Genomic DNA, 19,559 nt, shown 5'->3' on the forward strand with positions numbered 1-19,559 from the left:
GCTCTATGGATATAGGAAATCTAAAACATAGGGTTACATTTCAAAGATTTACTACAGTAGTAAATGACAATGGTTTTGAAGAAGAAGCATGGGTAGATTTTAAAATAGTATGGGCAGCAATATCAAATCTTCATGGTAGAGAATATTTTGAAGCTGCAGCTGTTCAAGCAGAGAAAACTGTGAAATTTACTATTAGATTTATTAAGGATATAGATGAAAGCATGAGAATAAAATTTAGAGATAAACAGTACAACATAACTTCTATAGATAACATAAAGTATGCGAATAAATTTATAGAAATTAAGGCTATGGAGGTTGATAATAGTGGCTAGTATGGAGCTTCAAGGTGTCGACGAATTATTAAATAAACTTCAAAGTATAGGAGCAAATGTAGGAAGACTTGAAAATAAAGCTCTAAGAAATGCGGCTGAACCTGTTCTTGAGGATGTAAAGGCAACAAATGCATTTAATGATAGAAGTGGAAAGCTTAGAAAGGGACTTAAAATAACCAATGTAAAAAAGAAAGAAGGAGTTAAATATATCTTAGTAGGTATAGATAAATCCGATAATTCAAAGATATTTTATGGAAAATTTATAGAATTTGGAACTTCTAAAATGCCTGCCAAGCCTTTTTTACAACCAGCTTATGAGAAAAATAAGGATAACATAAAAAGAACTATAGCTGAAACTTTGAAGGAGGGCTTGAAGTGATAAACAATTTAGTTATGAAAGCTTTAAAACCTCTTAATGTTCCAGTTTCTTTTCAAAAATATAGTGGAAAAGAGCATACTTATATAACCTTTTTCAGTTATTTAGAAAAAGGTGAGATGTATGCCGATAATGAAGAAAAGGTTACAGGACATTATATTCAAGTAGATATTTGGAGCAAAAAAGATTACACAAGCCTTTATAAAAGGGTAGAAAATGCAATGAAAGTCGCAGGGTTTAGGAAAACTTCTGCGGCTGATTTATTTGAAAAAGATACAAAAATATATCATAAAGCAATTAGATATTTTATTGAAAGTGAGGAGGTATAAGCCATGGATGAGATAACAAATAGTGCTCCTATAGGAGTTGAAAATTTGGTATATGCAGTTCTAACAAATGAAAAGACTAAAACTTATGAAACACCAGCAATTATTTCACCAGCTATAAAAGTTAAAGTAAGCCCTAAGAGTAATTCAGATACACTTTATGCAGATAACAGGGCAGTAGAAACAGTATCAAGCATGGGAGAAATTCAGGTAGAAATAGAAACTCAAGATTTACCGTTGGAAGTTCAATCAGTTCTTTTAGGACACAAGCTGGATGCTACAACTAAAGTAATGTGCTATGAAGCAGATGATATAGCACCATATGTGGCAACAGGTTTTAAGATTAAAAAGGCTAATGGAAGGTACAGATACGTTTGGCTTCTTAAAGGAAAATATAGTGAACTAGAAGAAGAACATGGTACTCAAGAAGATAAGCCTAAGTTTCATACACCAAAGCTTAAAGGTGTATTTGTTACGAGGGAAGATAAAAAGTGGAAATATACTGCTGATGAAGATAGTGGATTTACTGGTGGAGATACTTGGTTTAGCAAAGTTTATGATGAAGCACCAGTGAAACAAGGAGTTTAATAAAAATAAAAATATCAGATTGTAAAATATAGGAGGAATGCACTTTGGAATTAGTATTAAATGATAAAACATATGTTATGCCTAAAGTTAAAACAAGAATGCTTAGGCGTGCAATTGAAATAAGTGAGAGTATAAATTTTAATAACTTGAAGATTAAAGATTTAGATGGACTTGTGGATTTTGTAGTAGAGCTTTATGGTAATAAATTTAGTAGGGATGATTTTTATGATGGATTGGATGCAGATAAACTTATAGAAACTTTAAACAATAGTATAAATGGAATAGTGGGAAATCTAGGAAGTAAATTAAATGAGTTCCCAAACAAGTAGGCGGAGAAGCACAAGAAAAGCTATCTCCGCTTGATTTTATAAAGGAAATTTATTTAGAACTTTTGAAACAAGGCTGGACACTAAATGATGTTGATGAAATGGATATATTTTATTATTTTGATATTTTAATTTACAGAGCTAATAAGGAATACAAACAGAGCTTAAATGCTGTTTTAAATATATTGTAGAGAAGGTGAGAGAGTGGCAGAAGAAATTGGAAGTTTAGCTGTAAAAATAGGACTTGATTCTAGTGGATTTCAAAATGGTGTGAGCAATATAAATAGAGAACTTAGAGTACTAGATAGTGAGTTTAAAGCAAGTAATGCGGCACTTGGAGAAAACGCTAAAGGTTTTGATGGCCTTAAATTAAAGTCAGAAAGCCTTTCAAAACAGCTTGAACTTCAAAAACAAAAGGTAACTGCTTTAGAAGGTGCTTATAATAAAAGTGCTGAAACTAAAGGAAAAGACAGCAGAGCTACAGAGGAACTTGAAATAAAATTAAATAGAGCAAAACAAACTCTCTCACAAATGGAGAATGAACTTTCAAAAACAAATAAACAAATAGAAACTCAAAGCAGCAAATGGACAACAGTTGGAAACAAATTCAATAGTATTGGTGGAAAAATGCAAACTGTAGGAGAAGGGTTCTCAAGTGTTGGAAATAAGCTAAGTTTAGGAGTAACAGCTCCTTTAGTTGCGGCAGGAACAGCAGCTACAAAAATGGCTATGGATGCAGTGGAATCAGAAAACTTATTTGAGGTTTCCATGGGCAATATGGCTGGAAGTGCTAGAAAATGGAGTGAAGATTTATCTAAAAGCTTAGGACTTAATGCTTATGAAGTACGTAATAATGTGGCAACATTTAATGTTATGTTAAATTCTATGGGACTTACAGAGCAAGCCTCCTATGACATGAGTACATCACTTACAAAACTAGCTTATGATATGGCTAGTTTTTATAATTTAAAGCCAGAGGAGGCGTTTGAAAAACTACGTGCTGGAATAAGTGGAGAAACAGAACCTTTAAAATCACTTGGTATAAACATTTCTGATACTGCAGTAAAAACATATGCCCTAAAAGAAGGATTAGCAAAACAAGGTCATGAGATGACAGAGCAAGAAAAGATAACTGCTAGATTTGGTCTTATAATGCAAAGTACAAGTAAGGCTCAAGGTGATTTAGGCAGAACTATGGACTCACCTACAAATAAAATAAGAACCATGAAACAACAAGCAGAGCAGCTTGGAATACAGTTTGGTCAAGTTTTAATACCAGTATTGGAAACTCTTATGGCTGCAATAAAGCCTATAATGGATACATTTCTAGGCCTTTCAAAAGGACAGCAAGAGTTAATTGTGAAAATAGGTTTGATGGTTGCAGCACTTGGACCAGTATTATCTATTATAGGTAAAATAATAACTGTTGGTGGAAGTTTAGCGAGTATATTTGGAAAAGCAAGCACAGCAATTGGAGCTGCAGGAGGAGCAATGAAAATTTTAACTGGACCAGTTGGAATAGCAGTAATTGCAATAACAGGACTTGTAGCAGTTGGTGTGCTTTTATATAAAAACTGGGATACCATAAAAGCTAAAGCTACACAGCTTTGGCAAGGCATAACCACAACTTTTAATAATATAAAAACAACTATAACAAACGTGTGGGAAAATGTAAAAACATCAACTGTTAATGCTTGGAATAATTTAAAATCAACTATAACAAATGGATTAAACAGTATAAAATCATTTCTACAGCCAGCACTAGATTTTATTAAAACTATATTTGAAAATGTATGGGATGCAATAAAAAACATTGTTTTAGGGGCTGTACTTATAGTTATAGATGTTGTTACAGGAAATTTTACAAAATTAAAATCAGATATAGAAAACATATGGAATAACATAAAAACAGCTTTAACAAATATATGGAATGCTATAAAAAATGTAGCTGTAAATGCGTGGAATAGTTTGAAACAAACAGTAATAAATCTTTGTAACAACATAAAACAAGGAATAATAAACATCTGGAATGGCATTTTAAATTGGTTTTCACAACTTCCCTCTAAATTATATACTCATGGGGCAAATATGTTTTCAAGAATGAGAGAAGGAGTAAGCAGTACAATTGGAAATGTAAAATCAACTATAGTAAATGGTATGAATAATGCTATAGATTTTATAAAAAATATACCATCTAAGATGTATAGTTGGGGTAGAGATATGATACAAGGCTTGGTTAATGGTATCAGAAGTATGATTGGATCTGTTGGAGATGCAGTAAGTGGTGTTGGTAATAAAATAAGAAGTTTGCTACACTTTTCAGTTCCAGATGAGGGACCACTTACAGATTATGAAAGTTGGATGCCAGACTTTATGAGTGGACTTGCTGAAGGAATAAATAAAAGTAAAAACTTAGTAGTAGATGCAATAAAAAGTCTATCAGTTGATATGAAAATAAATCCAGAAGTAGCTGAAATGGCAAGTTTTAAGCCTAAAGATTTAGAATATAATAAAGAGCCACAAAACAATAACGGAATAACACTTCATATAGAAAATTTTATAAATAACACAGATAAAGATATTGAGCAAATTGCCTATGAACTTGAATTTTATCGTCAAAGAGTTTCTTTAGGAAAGGGTGGTGTATAATGCTAAGCTTCACATTTGGTAATAAAAATAGCTACACAGATTTTGGAATATTAATAGCTAAAAGACCTAACATACCACTGCCTAAAAGAAGAGTATCCAATGTTATAATTCCAGGGAGAAACTCAAGCTTAAAGTTTGATGAAGGAACTTATGAGGATATTACAATAACCCTTGAATGCTCAATCATAGATAAAAAAGATATTATAGAAAAAATAGATAGGATAAAAGAATGGCTAGTCATAACTGGAGAAAGTGATTTAATATTCAGCTTTGAACTAAATAAAAAATATATAGCACAAGTAGTAAATGCCATTGATTTTAAACAAGCACTAAAATACACATCAAGTTTTCCAATAATTTTTAACTGCAAGCCTTTTAAGTATTCAGTAGAAGAAAAAATAATTACAATAACTAAAAATAATTCTACTATATATAATGAAGGAACTTTTGAAAGTGAACCTGTAATTAAGGTTTATGGCAGTGGAGATATAAAACTAAAGATTAATGATGATGAAGTTATTGTAAAAAAGGTAGATGGATATGTAACTGTAGATTCAGTATTAAAAGATTGTTATAAAGACGATGTTTTAAAAAATGGTGATATGATTGGGGAGTTTCCAGTGTTTAAAGTAGGAAAAAATATTATAGGTTTTAGTGAAAACGTTAGTAAGGTGGAAGTTAGGGTTAATGAAGTATGGATATAGAAATGGTATATATTTGTATGTTATAATGTTTTTTGAAATATTATTTATAAAATAAATATATTACGTAATAAAGATGACTTGAGGAATACTTAATAACCTATAATAAATTTAGACTATAAATTATAATATATAATGTTATACAAGGGGATGAATGAATTGGATATAGCTAAAATACAATTTTTTAGGAGTATAATATTGGAATTAATGAAAGCAGCTATTACTTTTATTTTTGGGTATATAAGTTTTAAGTTGTTTCAAAGGTATAAAAACAAGAAAGATAATAATAAATTATATATTAAAATTATAAAATTAGAAAAGGAACTAAATCAAAACAAAGATAATATAGAAAAAATCTTAAATGAATACATAGAAAAAGAAATATTAGAAGAACAATTTTACATTGATAAGGAATATAGTGAAGAGTTATATAAATTATATTGTGATATTACACAATTGGAATTAACTTATTATGTTGAAGAACCAGTTTATGAAATGGGAGAACAAGTAGGTGTGGAATATGTTTATAGTGATACACCATATCAAATAATAGAGAATATACAATATGGAATAAGTTCTATAGAAAATGATAATGATTGTGATTATGATGAAATTAAGAGCTTAGAAGAACAGTTATCCTATTATGAAAATAAAAATATATATGATGAATTTGCAGTACTTGAGAATAGATTATGCAATTTTTTACATCGAGATTCTAAATTACATGAACCAATTAAATTTTTGTATTCTAAAGTTAAAAAGTATAATGATTTATCAAAACAAGAAAAATCAAAGTATTTAAATAAATTTTGTATATTAATATTTGAAAAAGAAAATCAGTTTACAGTATCTTTAGAGAATTTTAAGATATTTAAAAAATTGACGGATAAATTAGATAATAAAAATAAAAAATCAAAACTAAAATTGAATTTTAATTTATGGGAAACAATTGATATTGATTTATTAGCTGTTTATAGTGCAGAAACATATTTGATTTTAGAAGAATTATATTTAAAATTAAATAATTTAGAAATAATTATCAATGACGAGGAAAGTGTGAAAGAAGCATATAATCTTTTAATAAATAAATTAGAACCTATTATTGTAAAGGAAAGGGATAAGTTAAAGAAAACATTATTAAGAACTAATAGGTTATTTAGCGGGATATAATAATATAGCATTTAAATAATTTTAAGTTAAACTATGGAGAACGGAGTTTAACTTTTTTCTTTATATAAAAACTAAAAAAGGCAGGAGGTGATAGATTGATATGCATTTATGACAAGAAAACCGCAAAAGGTAACTTTGAAACCAATGGCCTTGGAGTTCTAGACCAAGTTATAAGCTGCTTTATTACAGAAGAACTCAATGGAGATTATGAATTAGAACTTGAATATCCAGCCAAGGCACGCAAAGCAAAGTACCTTGAAGAGTGGAATATAATAAAAGCAGATGGGCAGCTTTTTAGAATCTATAGAGTTTTCAAAGAAAGTAAAGATACCAAGATGTTAAAGGTTTTTGCAAAGCATATCTTCTATGACCTTCGTTATTATTTTATAGAAGATAGCAGGGCTGTAAATTGTAGCATTAAAACTGCTATGGAAAAAGCACTTCCAGGAGATTTAAGTCTTACATACAAAGTTGATAGTGATATTATTTTAGCTAACACTATTTATTTTGTGCAAACCAATCCTGTTGAAGCCTTGTTTTCTATAATTGTGAGATGGAAATGTGGAGAGATTAAAAGAGATAACTTTGATATAAAAATCTTAAAAAGTATAGGAAAAGACTCAGGAGTTTTAATAGCAGAGGGTAAAAATATTATAGGAATTAAATTCAACTCAGATACTACAGATGTTGTTACAAAGCTTTATCCATTAGGCTATAATGGTATAAAACTTACTGAAAAATATATAAATGTGCCTAATTGGAATAGTGATAAATATCCACCTTTTCCTATAGTTAAAAAGATTGAATTTAAAGATGCTAAAGATGAAGTAACCTTAAGAGCAATGGCTAAGGAAAGTATAAAAACTATAGGTCTTAGTAAAGTTAATATTGAAGTGGATTTTATAGAACTTAGCAAAACTAAAGAATATGAAAATTATAAGCATCTTCAAAAGGTTAATGTAGGAGATAAGGTTATTGTAAGATACAAAGATTTTGATATAGATATTAAAGTTCCAGTTATAAAAATAAAGAAAGATGTACTTAGGGGATTAAATGCAAAAGTAGAACTGGGTGAGCCTAAGGATAATATCTTAAATCAAATGGATACATCAGAAATTAAAACTACTGTGGATGAACTTGGAAACAAAGTAGCCGAATCTTTTAGTTCAATGCTTTATTATGCAAATCCAGTGGAGCTTACAGTTGGTACAAGTAAGATTCAGCCAGTGTATTTAGGAATATCAGCAGTATCTTCAACTAATCTTTCTATGAATATATCATTATATTGCATAGCAGATAATGAATGTACAATTACAATTCAAATTCAACTAGATGGAAAAGACATTACATTTACACCAAAACAAAAGCTTTTAAAAGGAGATAACATTGTAGGAATACCTATAGGAATACCACAAGTTAAAAGTGGTGCTCACTATTTAGGTATTTTTTTATGTGTTGATAATGGAAATTTACAAATACCAAAGTTTAATCTTCAATGTATGATTGATGGTAGAAATCTTCAAGGCGGACTTAGTGCAGAGCCACCTCATGCAGAAGTTAAAGAATATCAGCCACTTGTTAATATTAATGGAATGTATTTTGATAAGATATTTGCAGGTGATGAAGTAATTGATTTTGAAGAACCCATACCAGTAATTTTTAATGAATATATGATTAAGGAAAGAAAGCTTTTTAAAGATAAATACATGAACACAACTTATGATATATTTATTAAAAAATATGGAGCTATTTTATATTTTAATCCACAGTTCCAAAATAAATATTTAGGAGATGAAAATATAACTATTATAGATGATAAGGGATTATATATTAAAACTAATTATGAATCATTAGCACAAAAGGAAACAATAGATTCTGGAATTATGTATAGCTTAGAATTAGTGGATTTAAATAAAGTTAAAGCAATTGAGAACTTGGAGGTGAAATAGAGTTGTATAGTTCAAAAATTATTGAAGCTAAGGGGCATGAAGGTATGACGCTTTTAGCTTCGAGTATAGATGATGATACAAAGTCAATTCCAGATATAGGTTTTGATTTTTTTTACAATGGGGAAAATTGCAGAAATACATTAAAGATAAGTGGTAACTCATGGCTTGGCTTTACAGGATCTAATGAAGAATTAAAAGTTAATAGAAGAGATACAAAAGCAGATAAAATTTATTATGCAAAAGAAACGGAAGCAGGGAAATCAATATTTAGAATTAGATGGGAAGGTTTTAATTCTTGGTCATACAAAGGAAATTATAATATAGCTTGGGAAGTTATTTTATATAATGACAGTGCTTTTGTTTTAGTAGTTGAAAAAACCACAAAAGATGGAACTGATAGCTTTGAAAATCCTAGTAAAGGAAGAATTGATTTAGATTTTAAAGCAGGAATTTCCTATGCTTTTATTCCTTCAGAAGATGGCGGTAAAGCTTATTTAGTGCAAGAAGGTTCTTATATTCAAGCTAAGATAAAATATTTAATGTTGGATGGTAATGATATAAAGAGATGGGATGATAACTTAAAGCAATATGTTAAAGTATTGGAACTACCACTTACTAAAGAAAAGTTTATAAATTATGGAGATGATATTCTTCACAAAGAAAGGGCTGGAATAGTTAATACTAAACTAGTCCTTAAAATTTGGAGCGATGCAGAAAAGATGGTAGCACCTACAATAGTTCAAACTTTAGTACCTAAACCTACATTAATTGAAATGAAGGAAGATATTTTATTTAATGAAGATTATATTATTGCTATAAATAAAGCAGTAGTTGAAGCTGTGAATAAGGGAAATGGACTTATAAAGTTTATTGTAAGCACTGATAGTGGGGGCAACTTTAAATCGTGGAATGGCAGCAGTTGGATAAGTGTAGATAAAAACAATTTAGAGGATGTTAAAAATAATGGAATGAGCATAGATACACTTCAAGGAATTAATCAAAGTCAGTGGAATAATTTAGGACTAGAAAGTAAAAAACTAAGATTTGCTTTTTATATGGAAATATCATCAAGTAGTGATGAGTTGAAATTAAAGCAAGTAACTCTTAATTATGAAACAAAGTAAACATTACACAAACATAAATAATACAAAATATATCTTAATAAAATAAGTTCTAAATGTAGTTGAGAGGAGATGAAAACATGGCTTTTAAAGAAAGTATTTCATATAGTAAGGATTTTTTAACAGGGAGAAGAATAGAAAAAATAAAGCAGAAATTAATAATGCCAGTTCAAGGAATAGCTACAGTAAAGATTTATGATGACTTAACTGGAAAACAAATTTATGAAGCTAAAAGTGAAAATAGAATTACAGCGGTTTTAGCAAATCCAGCTTTTTTAGATGGGTATTATTACCCAATGCTTGATAATAGAAAGGAGGGGTTACTTGAAGATATATTTAGAACTTATCCTTTTAGAGTTTTAGCTTTAACCTCAGGAGATATAGAGGAAGATCCTTATGATTATTTTACATGGGGAAATATTATTGGTTATGCTGATGCATGGTACACATATAGCGGTGATTCAGAACTTATGGGAACTGTAAACAAAGGGGAATGGTCAAGAGAAGATAAGGATGGAAAAGGAGTAAAACACTTTGTTTTTGATTTTCCAACTCATGCGGCTAATGGAACCTTTAAAAGTATTTATTGGACAGGAGGTCAGCGTGATGATAGCTCAGCACAAACTCCAAGAATAAATTGTACTTATCAAAAGAGAACTATAAAAAAAGAAACTCATTCAATACCCTATTATAATTTATGTACTGATGAGAATAATCTTTATGCATTAGAGCCAGATAAAACTAAAATTAATGTGTATGACAAATTTACTGCTGAGAAGAAAAATGATGTAATACTTAAAGTAGAAGCAAAAGCTATGGCTTACGATGGTGAATGCTTTTGGTTACTTATAAAAGATGGTTCGTTTAAAAAGTTAGATAAGAGTTTTAATGTAATAGGAAGTTATTCAAAAAGTGCTAAAGTACCAGATAATTTGGTTTATGATGTTTATTATTATGATATTGTTGCTACAGAAAGCAATGTATATATAACTTATAATGGATGCATTAATAGGGATGGTAATAGCAGAGATTATAGAAGCTGCGTAGCAATGTATGATAAGGATGGTACTTTTGTTAAAAAAGCAGAAGTATATACTGGGACAGGATCTAGACTTTATATTACGAGAATACCAAACAACAGGTTATATGTAATAATTAATGATTATAGGGGCATCCAGTTAAATAGTGATTTAAATATTTATGGAAGTACAGGACTTACATCTGATGGATATTACAGTATAAGTTGGGATAAGAATACTCAAACATTATTTGTGTTTGATGATTATAATAACGGAAGTATAGATGAGTATTATATTGTACCAGCTTCAGCCCATACGCTTTTACCAGAACCAGTAACAAAAACGCCAGTTAATACAATGAAAATTCAATATGATTTTACTTGTGACTATGTAAATCCGTTAGATATGCCTGCTCATTGATTTGAGTGGGCTTTAATTATGTAAAAGGGAGGCTTTAAAAGTGAAAAATATTATTGAAACAATACAAATGATATTTGCTACTATTGGTGGCTATATTGGATGGTTTTCAGGAGGGGTTGATGGCTTTATGTATGCACTCATAACCTTTGTTATCATTGATTATTTGACAGGACTTATGGTAGCAGTGCTAGAGAAAAAGCTATCAAGTGAGGTAGGTTTTAGGGGCATCTTTAAAAAGGTCTTAATTTTTGTATTTGTGGGGATAGGAAATATAGTAGATGTTCAATTGATTAAGAACGGTAGTGCAATTCGTACTGCTACTATATTTTTTTATATCTCCAATGAAGGAATAAGCATTATGGAAAATTCAGCTAAGATAGGACTTCCAGTACCTAAAAAACTTCAAGATATTTTAGCACAGTTGAACAAGGAGGAGAAGAATGAGTAGATTATGTTTTGATTATGGACATGGTGGAGAAGATAGAGGTGCTTGTTACAAAGGAAGAAAGGAATCTAATGATGTTTTAAATATAGGTAAAGCAGTAGCAGAAGAAGTTAGAAGACATGGAATTACAGTTGATGAAACAAGAACTTCAGATGCTACAGTAAGTCTTAATGGTAGAAGCAGCTTTGAAAGTAGAAATAGCTACGATTACTTTATATCATTTCATAGAAATGCTTTTAAACCAGAACAGGCTAGGGGTGCTGAAACTTACACTTATTTAAGTGCAAGTACAAGAGCTAAAGCATTAGCTGAAAAAATACAAGCTGGACTTGTAGGTGTTGGTTTTGTTAACAGAGGAGTAAAGACTGCTAATTATCATGTATTAAGAGAAACTAGATGCCCAGCAGTTTTAATCGAAATTGGGTTTATTGATAACAGTGTAGATAACAATATTTTTGATTCTAAAAGGAATGAAATAATTAAGGTAATAACTAAAGCTATATTGGCTCAACTAGGTATAAACTATAAAGGAAATGAAGTTAACGAATCAACAACTTATAAAAAGCAGCAATCTGCAAGTGGACAAACTCTTTATAGGGTTATGGCAGGATCATATGCTCTGAGGGATAATGCAGAAAAGCAAGTTAAGAAGCTAAAGTCAGCAGGATTTGATGCTTGTATTATGATTTTTAACAAGTAGTTTTTTATAAATCCATAAACCTTGACTTCTATCACATTTAGAGTGATATATAGTAGTACAAATTTGATAGAAAGGAGGATTTACATTGCGTGTAAGAATTATTGAGCCTACTTTAAAAGTGCAAAATCAAAAGAAAAGAGTATGTGCTTATGCAAGGGTTTCAACAGATAGTGAAAAGCAAGAAGAATCTTTAGAAAATCAAATACAATATTATGAAAATCTTATATTGGCTAATCCAGACTATGAGTTTATAGGAGTATTTGCAGATAGAGGAATAACAGGAACTACTGAAGAAAGACCAGAGTTTCAAAAGATGCTGCAAATTGCAAGAAATGGAAAAGTGGATTTAATTATAACAAAATCTATATCAAGGTTTGCAAGAAATACTACTATAGTTTTGAAAACTGTAAGACAACTTAAAGATATAGGTGTTGAGGTGAAATTCGAAAAAGAAAATATAGAAACCTTATCAGGGGATGGTGAGTTAATGCTCACTGTCCTTTCTTCTTTTTCTCAAGAGGAAAGCAAAAATGTAAGTGATAACATCAAATGGAGAATGAGAAAAAAGTTTCAGCAAGGAGAAATGATTATAAATACTAAAAGATTTTTGGGATATGACAAGGATGAGTATGGAGATTTAGTTATAAATCCTAAAGAGGCTGAGGTAGTAAAAAGAATTTTTAATGAATACTTAAGCGGAAAAGGATGTTTTACAATTGCAAAAGGTCTTAGAGAAGAAGGAGTTCCTACAGTTGCCGGTGGAACATGGAGAGACAGTACTATTTTAAGAATACTAAAAAATGAGAAATACAAAGGGGATGCATTACTTCAAAAATATTATACATCAGATCATTTAAGAAAAAAGAAAGTTAAGAATAACGGAGAAGTTGAAAGCTATTATATTGAAGATGATCATGTACCAATAGTTTCAAGAGAAGCATGGGAAACTGTTCAAGAAGAAATTAAAAAGAGAGCAAAGAAAAAGGGGATTATTTCAGGAGATACAAAAAAGTATAAGAGAAGATATCCACTAACAGGAATGCTTTACTGCAGTAAATGTGGTTCTACCTTAAGAAGAAGAACATGGAACACTAAACATTCTTGCAAAAAGATAGTATGGCAGTGTAGCAACTACGTTAAAAATGGAAAGAATGCTTGCATGGGAACTTCAATAGATGATGAAGTTATAAGCAAGCTTAATATAAAGGAAGAAACTGTAGTAAAGGAGGAATTTAGAAATGGCAAGAAGTATTACAGTTATACCAGCAAAATCCAACAGAACCAACATAGTACAAGCAGCAAAGTCACAGAAAAAGAGAATGGCTGCATATTGCAGGGTATCAACAGACCAAGCAGAACAGTTATCAAGCTATGAAGCACAGGTAAATTACTATACTAATTTTATAAATAATAGTTCAGAATATGAAATGGTAAAAGTTTATGCAGATGAAGGAATTTCAGGAACTAACACAAAAAAGAGAGAACAATTTAATGAAATGATTAGAGATTGCAAGGCAGGAAAAATAGATGTAATTATAACAAAATCCATATCAAGATTTGCTCGTAATACTTTGGATTGTTTAAATTATGTAAGAACCCTTAAAGAACTTGGCATTGGAGTCATTTTTGAAAAGGAAAATATAAATACATTAGATGCTAAAGGAGAGGTATTGATTTCCATTTTAGCAAGCTTGGCTCAAGATGAAAGTCGCTCAATTTCTGAAAATTCAACATGGGGAATAAGAAGGAGATTTGAACAAGGAAAGCTGCACATAAACCATAAAAAATTTTTAGGATATACTAAAGATGAGGAGGGCAATCTTATAATAGATGAAAAACAAGCCAAGATTGTAAGAAGAATTTATAAGGATTATCTTGATGGAAAAGGTACAAATAGAATAGCAAAAGAATTTGAAGAAAAAGGAATTAAAGGTTGGAATGGAAAAACTAAATGGTATGAAAGCACTATAAGAGGAATATTAACAAATGAAAAATACAAGGGAGATGCACTACTGCAAAAAACTTATACAGTAGATTTCCTTACCAAGAAAAGGGCAGAAAACAATGGGGAAGTTCCACAGTATTATGTGGAGGAAAGCCACCCAGCAATTATAGATAAAGAAATGTGGGAGGCAGTACAACTCGAGATGGAGAGAAGAAGAATTTTTGCTAAAGAACATGATATTGTAAAAGTAGATTATGCTACAATAACTAATCCTTTTGCAGGGAAAATTATTTGCGGACACTGCGGCAATGTTTTTGGAAGAAAGGTTTGGAACTCCACAAATGAATTACGCAGGAGAATTGTTTGGAGATGTAATAGAAGATATATTAAAAAAGGGAAGAAAGGCTGTAATAATAAACATATAGATGATAAGGTTTTATATCAAGCTTTTATAGATACCTTCAATGCCATGATTGAAAATAAAGATTATTTCATGGAAAAGTGGAAGGAACATTTAAAAAGTGACAATGTTTTAGTAAGATATAAGGCAAAGCAATTTATGGGAATTTTAAAAAATGCAAAACCAATAAAAGAGTTTGATGAGGATTTATTTTTTAGGATAGTAGAGAAGATGACGGTGTTTGATGGAAAGAAGATTATTGTAAGTTTGCTTGATGGGACTGAGATTGAGGTTGTAATTGAATAATAAAATAAGAGGCTGATTGTGATAATTTTTGTCATAATCAGTCATTTTTTTCTTTATTAAATAGAAAAAGAAAGAAAATAATTAGTATAATTGAAATAGAAAGATGTTTCATAATAATTTTAAGAAGAAATGGAGGGGAGAAAATGCTCAAATTGGAGGAGTATATTTCAAAGAGAAAAAAGGAGGATAGAATTGATGAATTTGACTTTAAAAAACATTCAGAGAATATGGCAAGTGCTATAAAATATGTAACAGATTATTTTAATAATTATTTGAATTTAGAGGATTACGATTATGAACAAACAAAAATACAACAAACAGTAGAGAAGTTTAAGAAGGATATACAAAAAAGATATCCAGAAACATATGACTATATAATCTCATACTATTTAGATAATAAAAAACGATTGGATAAATATATTGCTAAAGCTTATGAAGAAATTAAAGATAGTGAGTTATTTTATAAAGAAGAGGATTATGATAGGGTTGCGGAGTATGTTATTGAAAAAAAATTAAATATTCCTATGAATGAAACATTATGTCATAAATTATCTGTGATGGCACGAGAATATAAAAAACATGAAAATGAATGTCCATCTATTTCTGAAATGAAGGAACTTGATAATGCACTAGTGGATTGGGTAAAATATGTATTCAGGAAATATGATGTAAATTTATTAAATTATGCAAGCGAAATAGCATATCATTACTATGAAACTTACGTGGTTACAGAGTATGATAGGGATACAGATACTTTTTATCATATAAATAAGTATGACTATAGGTATCAAGAAAATCCATTTGATATTAATACTATTTATGTTAGAAATGAGCATAGGGAGTTTATTAAGGATAATAAAGGTGAACTTGAAATGCTAATAATGTATTGCTGGTTAAATGACGAAATAAGAGATTTAGATTATTGGCCAGAATATGTTCAACTTTGCATTGATTCCAATAGAGTAAAGTTATCAAAAAGAAAGTGTGTATTTATACCAGTTCGGATTTCTAATATTAATTACCCACCCGAAATAGTAACTTCGGGTAAATATATTGAAACAGTTAATGGTTTAATTGAGAAGGATCCAGGAAAAGATTATATATTAAGGATAGCTTATCGAAAGAACAATGATGAAATATGGAAAGATAATATATTATTAGAATCTATAATTAAAAATATACAAAGTAGCTTTAAAAGATACGGAACTCCTAGTCTTGTAGAATTTCAATCCCCGTATAAAACAGTAGGATATAATAAAGAAAAGTTTTTTGATAGTTATCAGGTATTCGAGAAAGGTTTACGTAGATTTACTAATACTAAAATAGCTATAATAAATGGGAATACGAAAGGAAGTAAAGGAAAAGAATTTTTATTTTCAAATATAGAGGATATTATTAAATTACATAATACATGTAAACAATTAAATCTAAGATTAAAACTATCAGTGGATTTTACTGATAGTAATAGAAAAAATATTTTGAAGGAAAAAATTGAAGAAACAATTAATGCTTTATCTTCAATGAGAAGTTTTATAGTAGCAATTCATCTTAATAGTATTGATTGTTGGAGTAATTATAGGAGTATATATGATAAAGACAATAAACATGCATACATAAGTGCCCATGAATATCCAACAGTATCAATTTTTATGAAGGGTTTGGCTACTATTGTACAGGATAGTAAAGTACGATATTTAATTCCAGAGAAAGCTAAAAATGAAGATGTACTTGAAGGGTTAATAGATATACTGTATCGTGTTGGATTTAGTTTTAAAAAAGGCGGTAATATTAATGAAAAGTAGTGGAGCAATAGATATATATGATGAAACTGAGTTTCACTCATGGGTTAAAATGATTAATGTTACATTAGCAGAAAAGAATTATTGCAGCATGATTGAAGAACATAGTAGTGAGATGAATAATAGGAAAAATATAAATAAAGACAAGTATTTAGAAAACCTACCTTTTAATATAAGATGGAAGCTGAAAGGGGAAATTTACACTTACTCAAATGTAAGAAAAACAGTTGTATTAGATATAGATACTTCAGAAAAAATGAGGGATAAAACATATAGCTTTATGAGTGGTTTTATAAATAGCATTTATAAAATTGGTGGTGAAGTATATGTTGACAATATGCAAAATGCTGATAATACAATATTTACGTTATTAGAGAGTAGATACAAATGTAGATTATATGAAAAGCAAGTTAAGTTAAGGGATAAGATAAAAATAGAGGAAAGAAAAATGAGACCTTTATACGATTTGGAATATACTGGTGATTTGTGCTTTCAAGTCTTTGGTGAAGAAATAAATAAAAAGGATACTTGGAAATTATTACAGACTATAGAGTTTTATAAATCGCATACTATAGAAAATAAATTAATAGATTTGTTTTATAAATTAAGAGAAGATGCAATATCTAAAAAAATTATTATAGATCAAGAGATGGCAAAGCAACAACAAGAGAGGAAAAAAGAAATTAAACAATGGGAAGAAGAGAAGATGCGTGAAGATCAAGCCCATAAAGAAAAAGAAAAATTGCTAAAGAAACAAAAAATGCAAGAAAAAATAAAAAACCATATTGATAAATGGGAGAATATTAATAAAGTCTTAGAGTATGTTAATGATTTACGTAATATGTCAGGTATCAGTGATAATAAAAGAAAACTAATTTTAAAGTATTGCGATTATGTTGAAAAGACCTATAGTAAATCAGAATTTTACGAAGAAATTTTAGAATTTTCACAAAACTTAGAATTGTAAAGGAGAGATACAAATGAAAATAACTATTAAAGATACTAATTTAGTTGATAAAGAGCTAGAAAAAAAGATTAGTAAAGAATTAGAAGATAAAGTTCAACAATTTGATAAGAACAAAAAATATACTATGGATTTGCAATTTACTGAAGATTTTATTATATGTGAGTCTGAAATAGATTCATATAAGATACCAGAAGAGTCGTTGCCACCATATCAAAGGGGAAAAGAATTAAAAGGCAAAGAGAAAATGTATGCATTATTAAGTTATAGAATTCATACTGTTATAAATATAGTTAAGGAATATGGAATAAGTTTGGGGAATTCAGGTATTAAAGGAATGCCGTTTATGGAATTTAATAAAATAGAACTATGTTTTTCAGAAGAAGATGTGCAGTTGGATAATAAATGCAAACGAAAAAAGGATAAGCAAATTACAGTTACTGCAATAATGCCAAGTTTTTCAGGGTTTATTAAAAATCTTGAATCTGCTTTCAAGGATATTGAAAATAGAATAGAAAAAGAATTAGAGAATGTATTTGATGATAAAAAAGAATATGATAAATATAAATCACTTGTTGATAAATTTGAGTTATACAATATAGTAAGTGATTTTAAAAAAGAATATGGGAAAATGTGGATATATTCAAGGGAACATAAATCAGAATTGAAAAAGAAGTTTATAGAGACAATAAAAATTAAAGCTGGAATTGTTTCAGATGATATATTAAAAGAGCAGATATTACAACCACTTGAGTTTAAAACAGTTGTAATATGTGAAATTCCTGTTTGTAAAATAATTAAGAAAAATACTGGAGTAAATAAGTGTATTGGGCATATTAGATTATTAACAAATGGAAGAATAATTAATGTTAAGTATCAACCACATAGTAAGCCATATGTAATACCAGATGAAGTTTTTGAAGAATGCATTGTTAGTGTCACATCTCAAAACAATAATAAAAAATTACTTAAGATAATAGAAGAACTTGTTAATAAGGTTGATGAAATCTGCCAAGAGTTTGGATATGTACTTGAAAAGGATATAATTCACAATGTAATAGGATATATGGATATAAAGAGTATTATAAAAAAAGCTAGAGAAGCATAATGTGTAAGTTAATATAAAAAAAGTAATTAGTAAATATAAGTGCCGTACAGTAAATTCTATTTGACAAATATGAAATTTAGAGTAATTACTAGATTACTATTTGTTAAGGAGGAATAGAAAAATGACGAATGAGGAAAGAGATCAAATAATATTATTGAGATGCCAGGGTTTAAGTTATGAGAAGATATCAAAAGCATTAGGATTGAAGCGGGATACAATTAGGGCGTTTTGTAAAAGAAATGGTCTTAATGGTCAAGCAGCTGATATTAAAGAATCCCATAAAAAAATAGTTATTGATGAATTCACATACAAGATTTGCCTTTATTGTGGGAAAAAACTTGAGCAAAAACAAACAGGCCGAAGAAAAAAATACTGCAGTATAGAATGTAAAAGAGAATGGGAAAAAGGGCATAGAAAAATATATATTCTTAAATGCCAATATTGTGGCAAAGACTATGAGTCTAAAGGATTTAAAAATCGAAAATATTGTAGCCATGAGTGCTATATTCGAGATAGGTTTTGGAGAGAAGAAGATGCTGCTGAGATTTTAAGAAAATTATTTAAAAGAGAAAGTATTCCTTCAATACCTAAATGGGTAAAAGATTTATTGCTTAAAACAAATGATGAGTAAAATTTTACTAGGGTAAAAAATAGTATTGAAAAGCCTTAGGGTTAGAATATGAGAAGTTAGTGTTTAGCCGAAAGTAGCTTTAAAGTTATAATTTCTAGCTTATTTTAATAAGATTTTTTATTTATAAGGCAATAATACATTAAAGAAGGATTGAATTTGTTACACTTTTTAGTTCGACCCCCATTAAATACTAAAGCCCCCCGAAAAAAATATGCTTTTTGTGCGAAAATGTATTTACGGCTTGTCTACACACATGTGGAGACGGTTGTTAAACTATCTAGGAA

Annotated in this window: 19 protein-coding genes; all 19 read left to right on the plus strand. The window is 29.4% G+C overall.

The genetic code is table 11. The features are described from left to right. Positions 1 to 5 precede the first annotated feature (5 nt). Positions 6 to 332 carry a phage head closure protein gene (locus EBB51_RS02965; RefSeq protein ID WP_123053084.1) on the plus strand — a complete coding sequence of 109 codons (327 nt, stop codon included), beginning with the start codon at positions 6 to 8 and terminating at the stop codon, positions 330 to 332. Next, positions 325 to 711 carry an HK97-gp10 family putative phage morphogenesis protein gene (locus EBB51_RS02970; RefSeq protein WP_123053085.1) on the plus strand — a complete coding sequence of 129 codons (387 nt, stop codon included), beginning with the start codon at positions 325 to 327 and terminating at the stop codon, positions 709 to 711. The genes EBB51_RS02965 and EBB51_RS02970 overlap by 8 nt, the downstream gene beginning before the upstream one ends. Continuing rightward, the gene (locus EBB51_RS02975) at positions 708 to 1,037 is read left to right on the plus strand and encodes a hypothetical protein (RefSeq protein ID WP_123053086.1); all 330 of its coding nucleotides are present in this window, start codon (positions 708 to 710) and stop codon (positions 1,035 to 1,037) included. The genes EBB51_RS02970 and EBB51_RS02975 overlap by 4 nt, the downstream gene beginning before the upstream one ends. A 3-nt stretch (positions 1,038 to 1,040) precedes the next feature. After that, positions 1,041 to 1,622 carry a major tail protein gene (locus EBB51_RS02980; RefSeq protein WP_123053087.1) on the plus strand — a complete coding sequence of 194 codons (582 nt, stop codon included), beginning with the start codon at positions 1,041 to 1,043 and terminating at the stop codon, positions 1,620 to 1,622. A gap of 44 nt (positions 1,623 to 1,666) precedes the next feature. Next, complete coding sequence (locus EBB51_RS02985; protein ID WP_123053088.1) at positions 1,667 to 1,951, plus strand: hypothetical protein; 285 nt, start codon at positions 1,667 to 1,669, stop codon at positions 1,949 to 1,951. 201 nt (positions 1,952 to 2,152) lie between these two features. Beyond that, complete coding sequence (locus tag EBB51_RS02990) at positions 2,153 to 4,597, plus strand: phage tail tape measure protein (protein WP_123053089.1); 2,445 nt, start codon at positions 2,153 to 2,155, stop codon at positions 4,595 to 4,597. Further along, on the plus strand, positions 4,597 to 5,301 hold the full coding sequence (locus tag EBB51_RS02995) for a distal tail protein Dit (protein ID WP_123053090.1): 705 nt from the start codon (positions 4,597 to 4,599) through the stop codon (positions 5,299 to 5,301). Before EBB51_RS02990 ends, EBB51_RS02995 begins: the two co-directional genes overlap by 1 nt. Positions 5,302 to 5,496: 195 nt before the next feature. Next, complete coding sequence (locus tag EBB51_RS03000; protein WP_150131712.1) at positions 5,497 to 6,468, plus strand: hypothetical protein; 972 nt, start codon at positions 5,497 to 5,499, stop codon at positions 6,466 to 6,468. 95 nt (positions 6,469 to 6,563) lie between these two features. After that, positions 6,564 to 8,417, plus strand: coding sequence for a phage tail spike protein (locus EBB51_RS03005; protein ID WP_123053092.1), 1,854 nt, complete (start codon positions 6,564 to 6,566; stop codon positions 8,415 to 8,417). A gap of 2 nt (positions 8,418 to 8,419) precedes the next feature. Next, on the plus strand, positions 8,420 to 9,541 hold the full coding sequence (locus EBB51_RS03010; RefSeq protein ID WP_243103896.1) for a hypothetical protein: 1,122 nt from the start codon (positions 8,420 to 8,422) through the stop codon (positions 9,539 to 9,541). 77 nt (positions 9,542 to 9,618) lie between these two features. Next, positions 9,619 to 10,977, plus strand: coding sequence for a hypothetical protein (locus EBB51_RS03015; protein ID WP_123053094.1), 1,359 nt, complete (start codon positions 9,619 to 9,621; stop codon positions 10,975 to 10,977). Between the two features lie 40 nt (positions 10,978 to 11,017). Beyond that, positions 11,018 to 11,425, plus strand: a complete 408-nt coding sequence (locus EBB51_RS03020; protein ID WP_123053095.1) for a phage holin family protein — start codon at positions 11,018 to 11,020, stop codon at positions 11,423 to 11,425. Beyond that, a complete protein-coding gene (locus EBB51_RS03025) occupies positions 11,418 to 12,122 on the plus strand; it encodes an N-acetylmuramoyl-L-alanine amidase (protein WP_123053096.1) in 705 nt (234 codons plus the stop codon). The genes EBB51_RS03020 and EBB51_RS03025 overlap by 8 nt, the downstream gene beginning before the upstream one ends. Before the next feature lie 85 nt (positions 12,123 to 12,207). Next, on the plus strand, positions 12,208 to 13,497 hold the full coding sequence (locus EBB51_RS03030; RefSeq protein WP_123053097.1) for a recombinase family protein: 1,290 nt from the start codon (positions 12,208 to 12,210) through the stop codon (positions 13,495 to 13,497). Beyond that, positions 13,442 to 14,773 carry a recombinase family protein gene (locus tag EBB51_RS03035; RefSeq protein WP_123054963.1) on the plus strand — a complete coding sequence of 444 codons (1,332 nt, stop codon included), beginning with the start codon at positions 13,442 to 13,444 and terminating at the stop codon, positions 14,771 to 14,773. Before EBB51_RS03030 ends, EBB51_RS03035 begins: the two co-directional genes overlap by 56 nt. A gap of 143 nt (positions 14,774 to 14,916) precedes the next feature. After that, positions 14,917 to 16,575, plus strand: coding sequence for a hypothetical protein (locus EBB51_RS03040; protein WP_243103897.1), 1,659 nt, complete (start codon positions 14,917 to 14,919; stop codon positions 16,573 to 16,575). Beyond that, the gene (locus EBB51_RS03045) at positions 16,565 to 17,539 is read left to right on the plus strand and encodes a hypothetical protein (RefSeq protein ID WP_123053099.1); all 975 of its coding nucleotides are present in this window, start codon (positions 16,565 to 16,567) and stop codon (positions 17,537 to 17,539) included. The genes EBB51_RS03040 and EBB51_RS03045 overlap by 11 nt, the downstream gene beginning before the upstream one ends. A gap of 13 nt (positions 17,540 to 17,552) precedes the next feature. Next, a complete protein-coding gene (locus EBB51_RS03050) occupies positions 17,553 to 18,644 on the plus strand; it encodes a hypothetical protein (RefSeq protein ID WP_123053100.1) in 1,092 nt (363 codons plus the stop codon). Between the two features lie 121 nt (positions 18,645 to 18,765). After that, entirely contained in the window at positions 18,766 to 19,275 is a 510-nt protein-coding gene (locus EBB51_RS03055) for a helix-turn-helix domain-containing protein (RefSeq protein ID WP_123053101.1), read from the plus strand. Positions 19,276 to 19,559 lie beyond the last annotated feature (284 nt).

The organism is Clostridium sp. JN-1 (genome assembly GCF_003718715.1).
GTDB lineage: Bacteria > Bacillota > Clostridia > Clostridiales > Clostridiaceae > Clostridium_AV.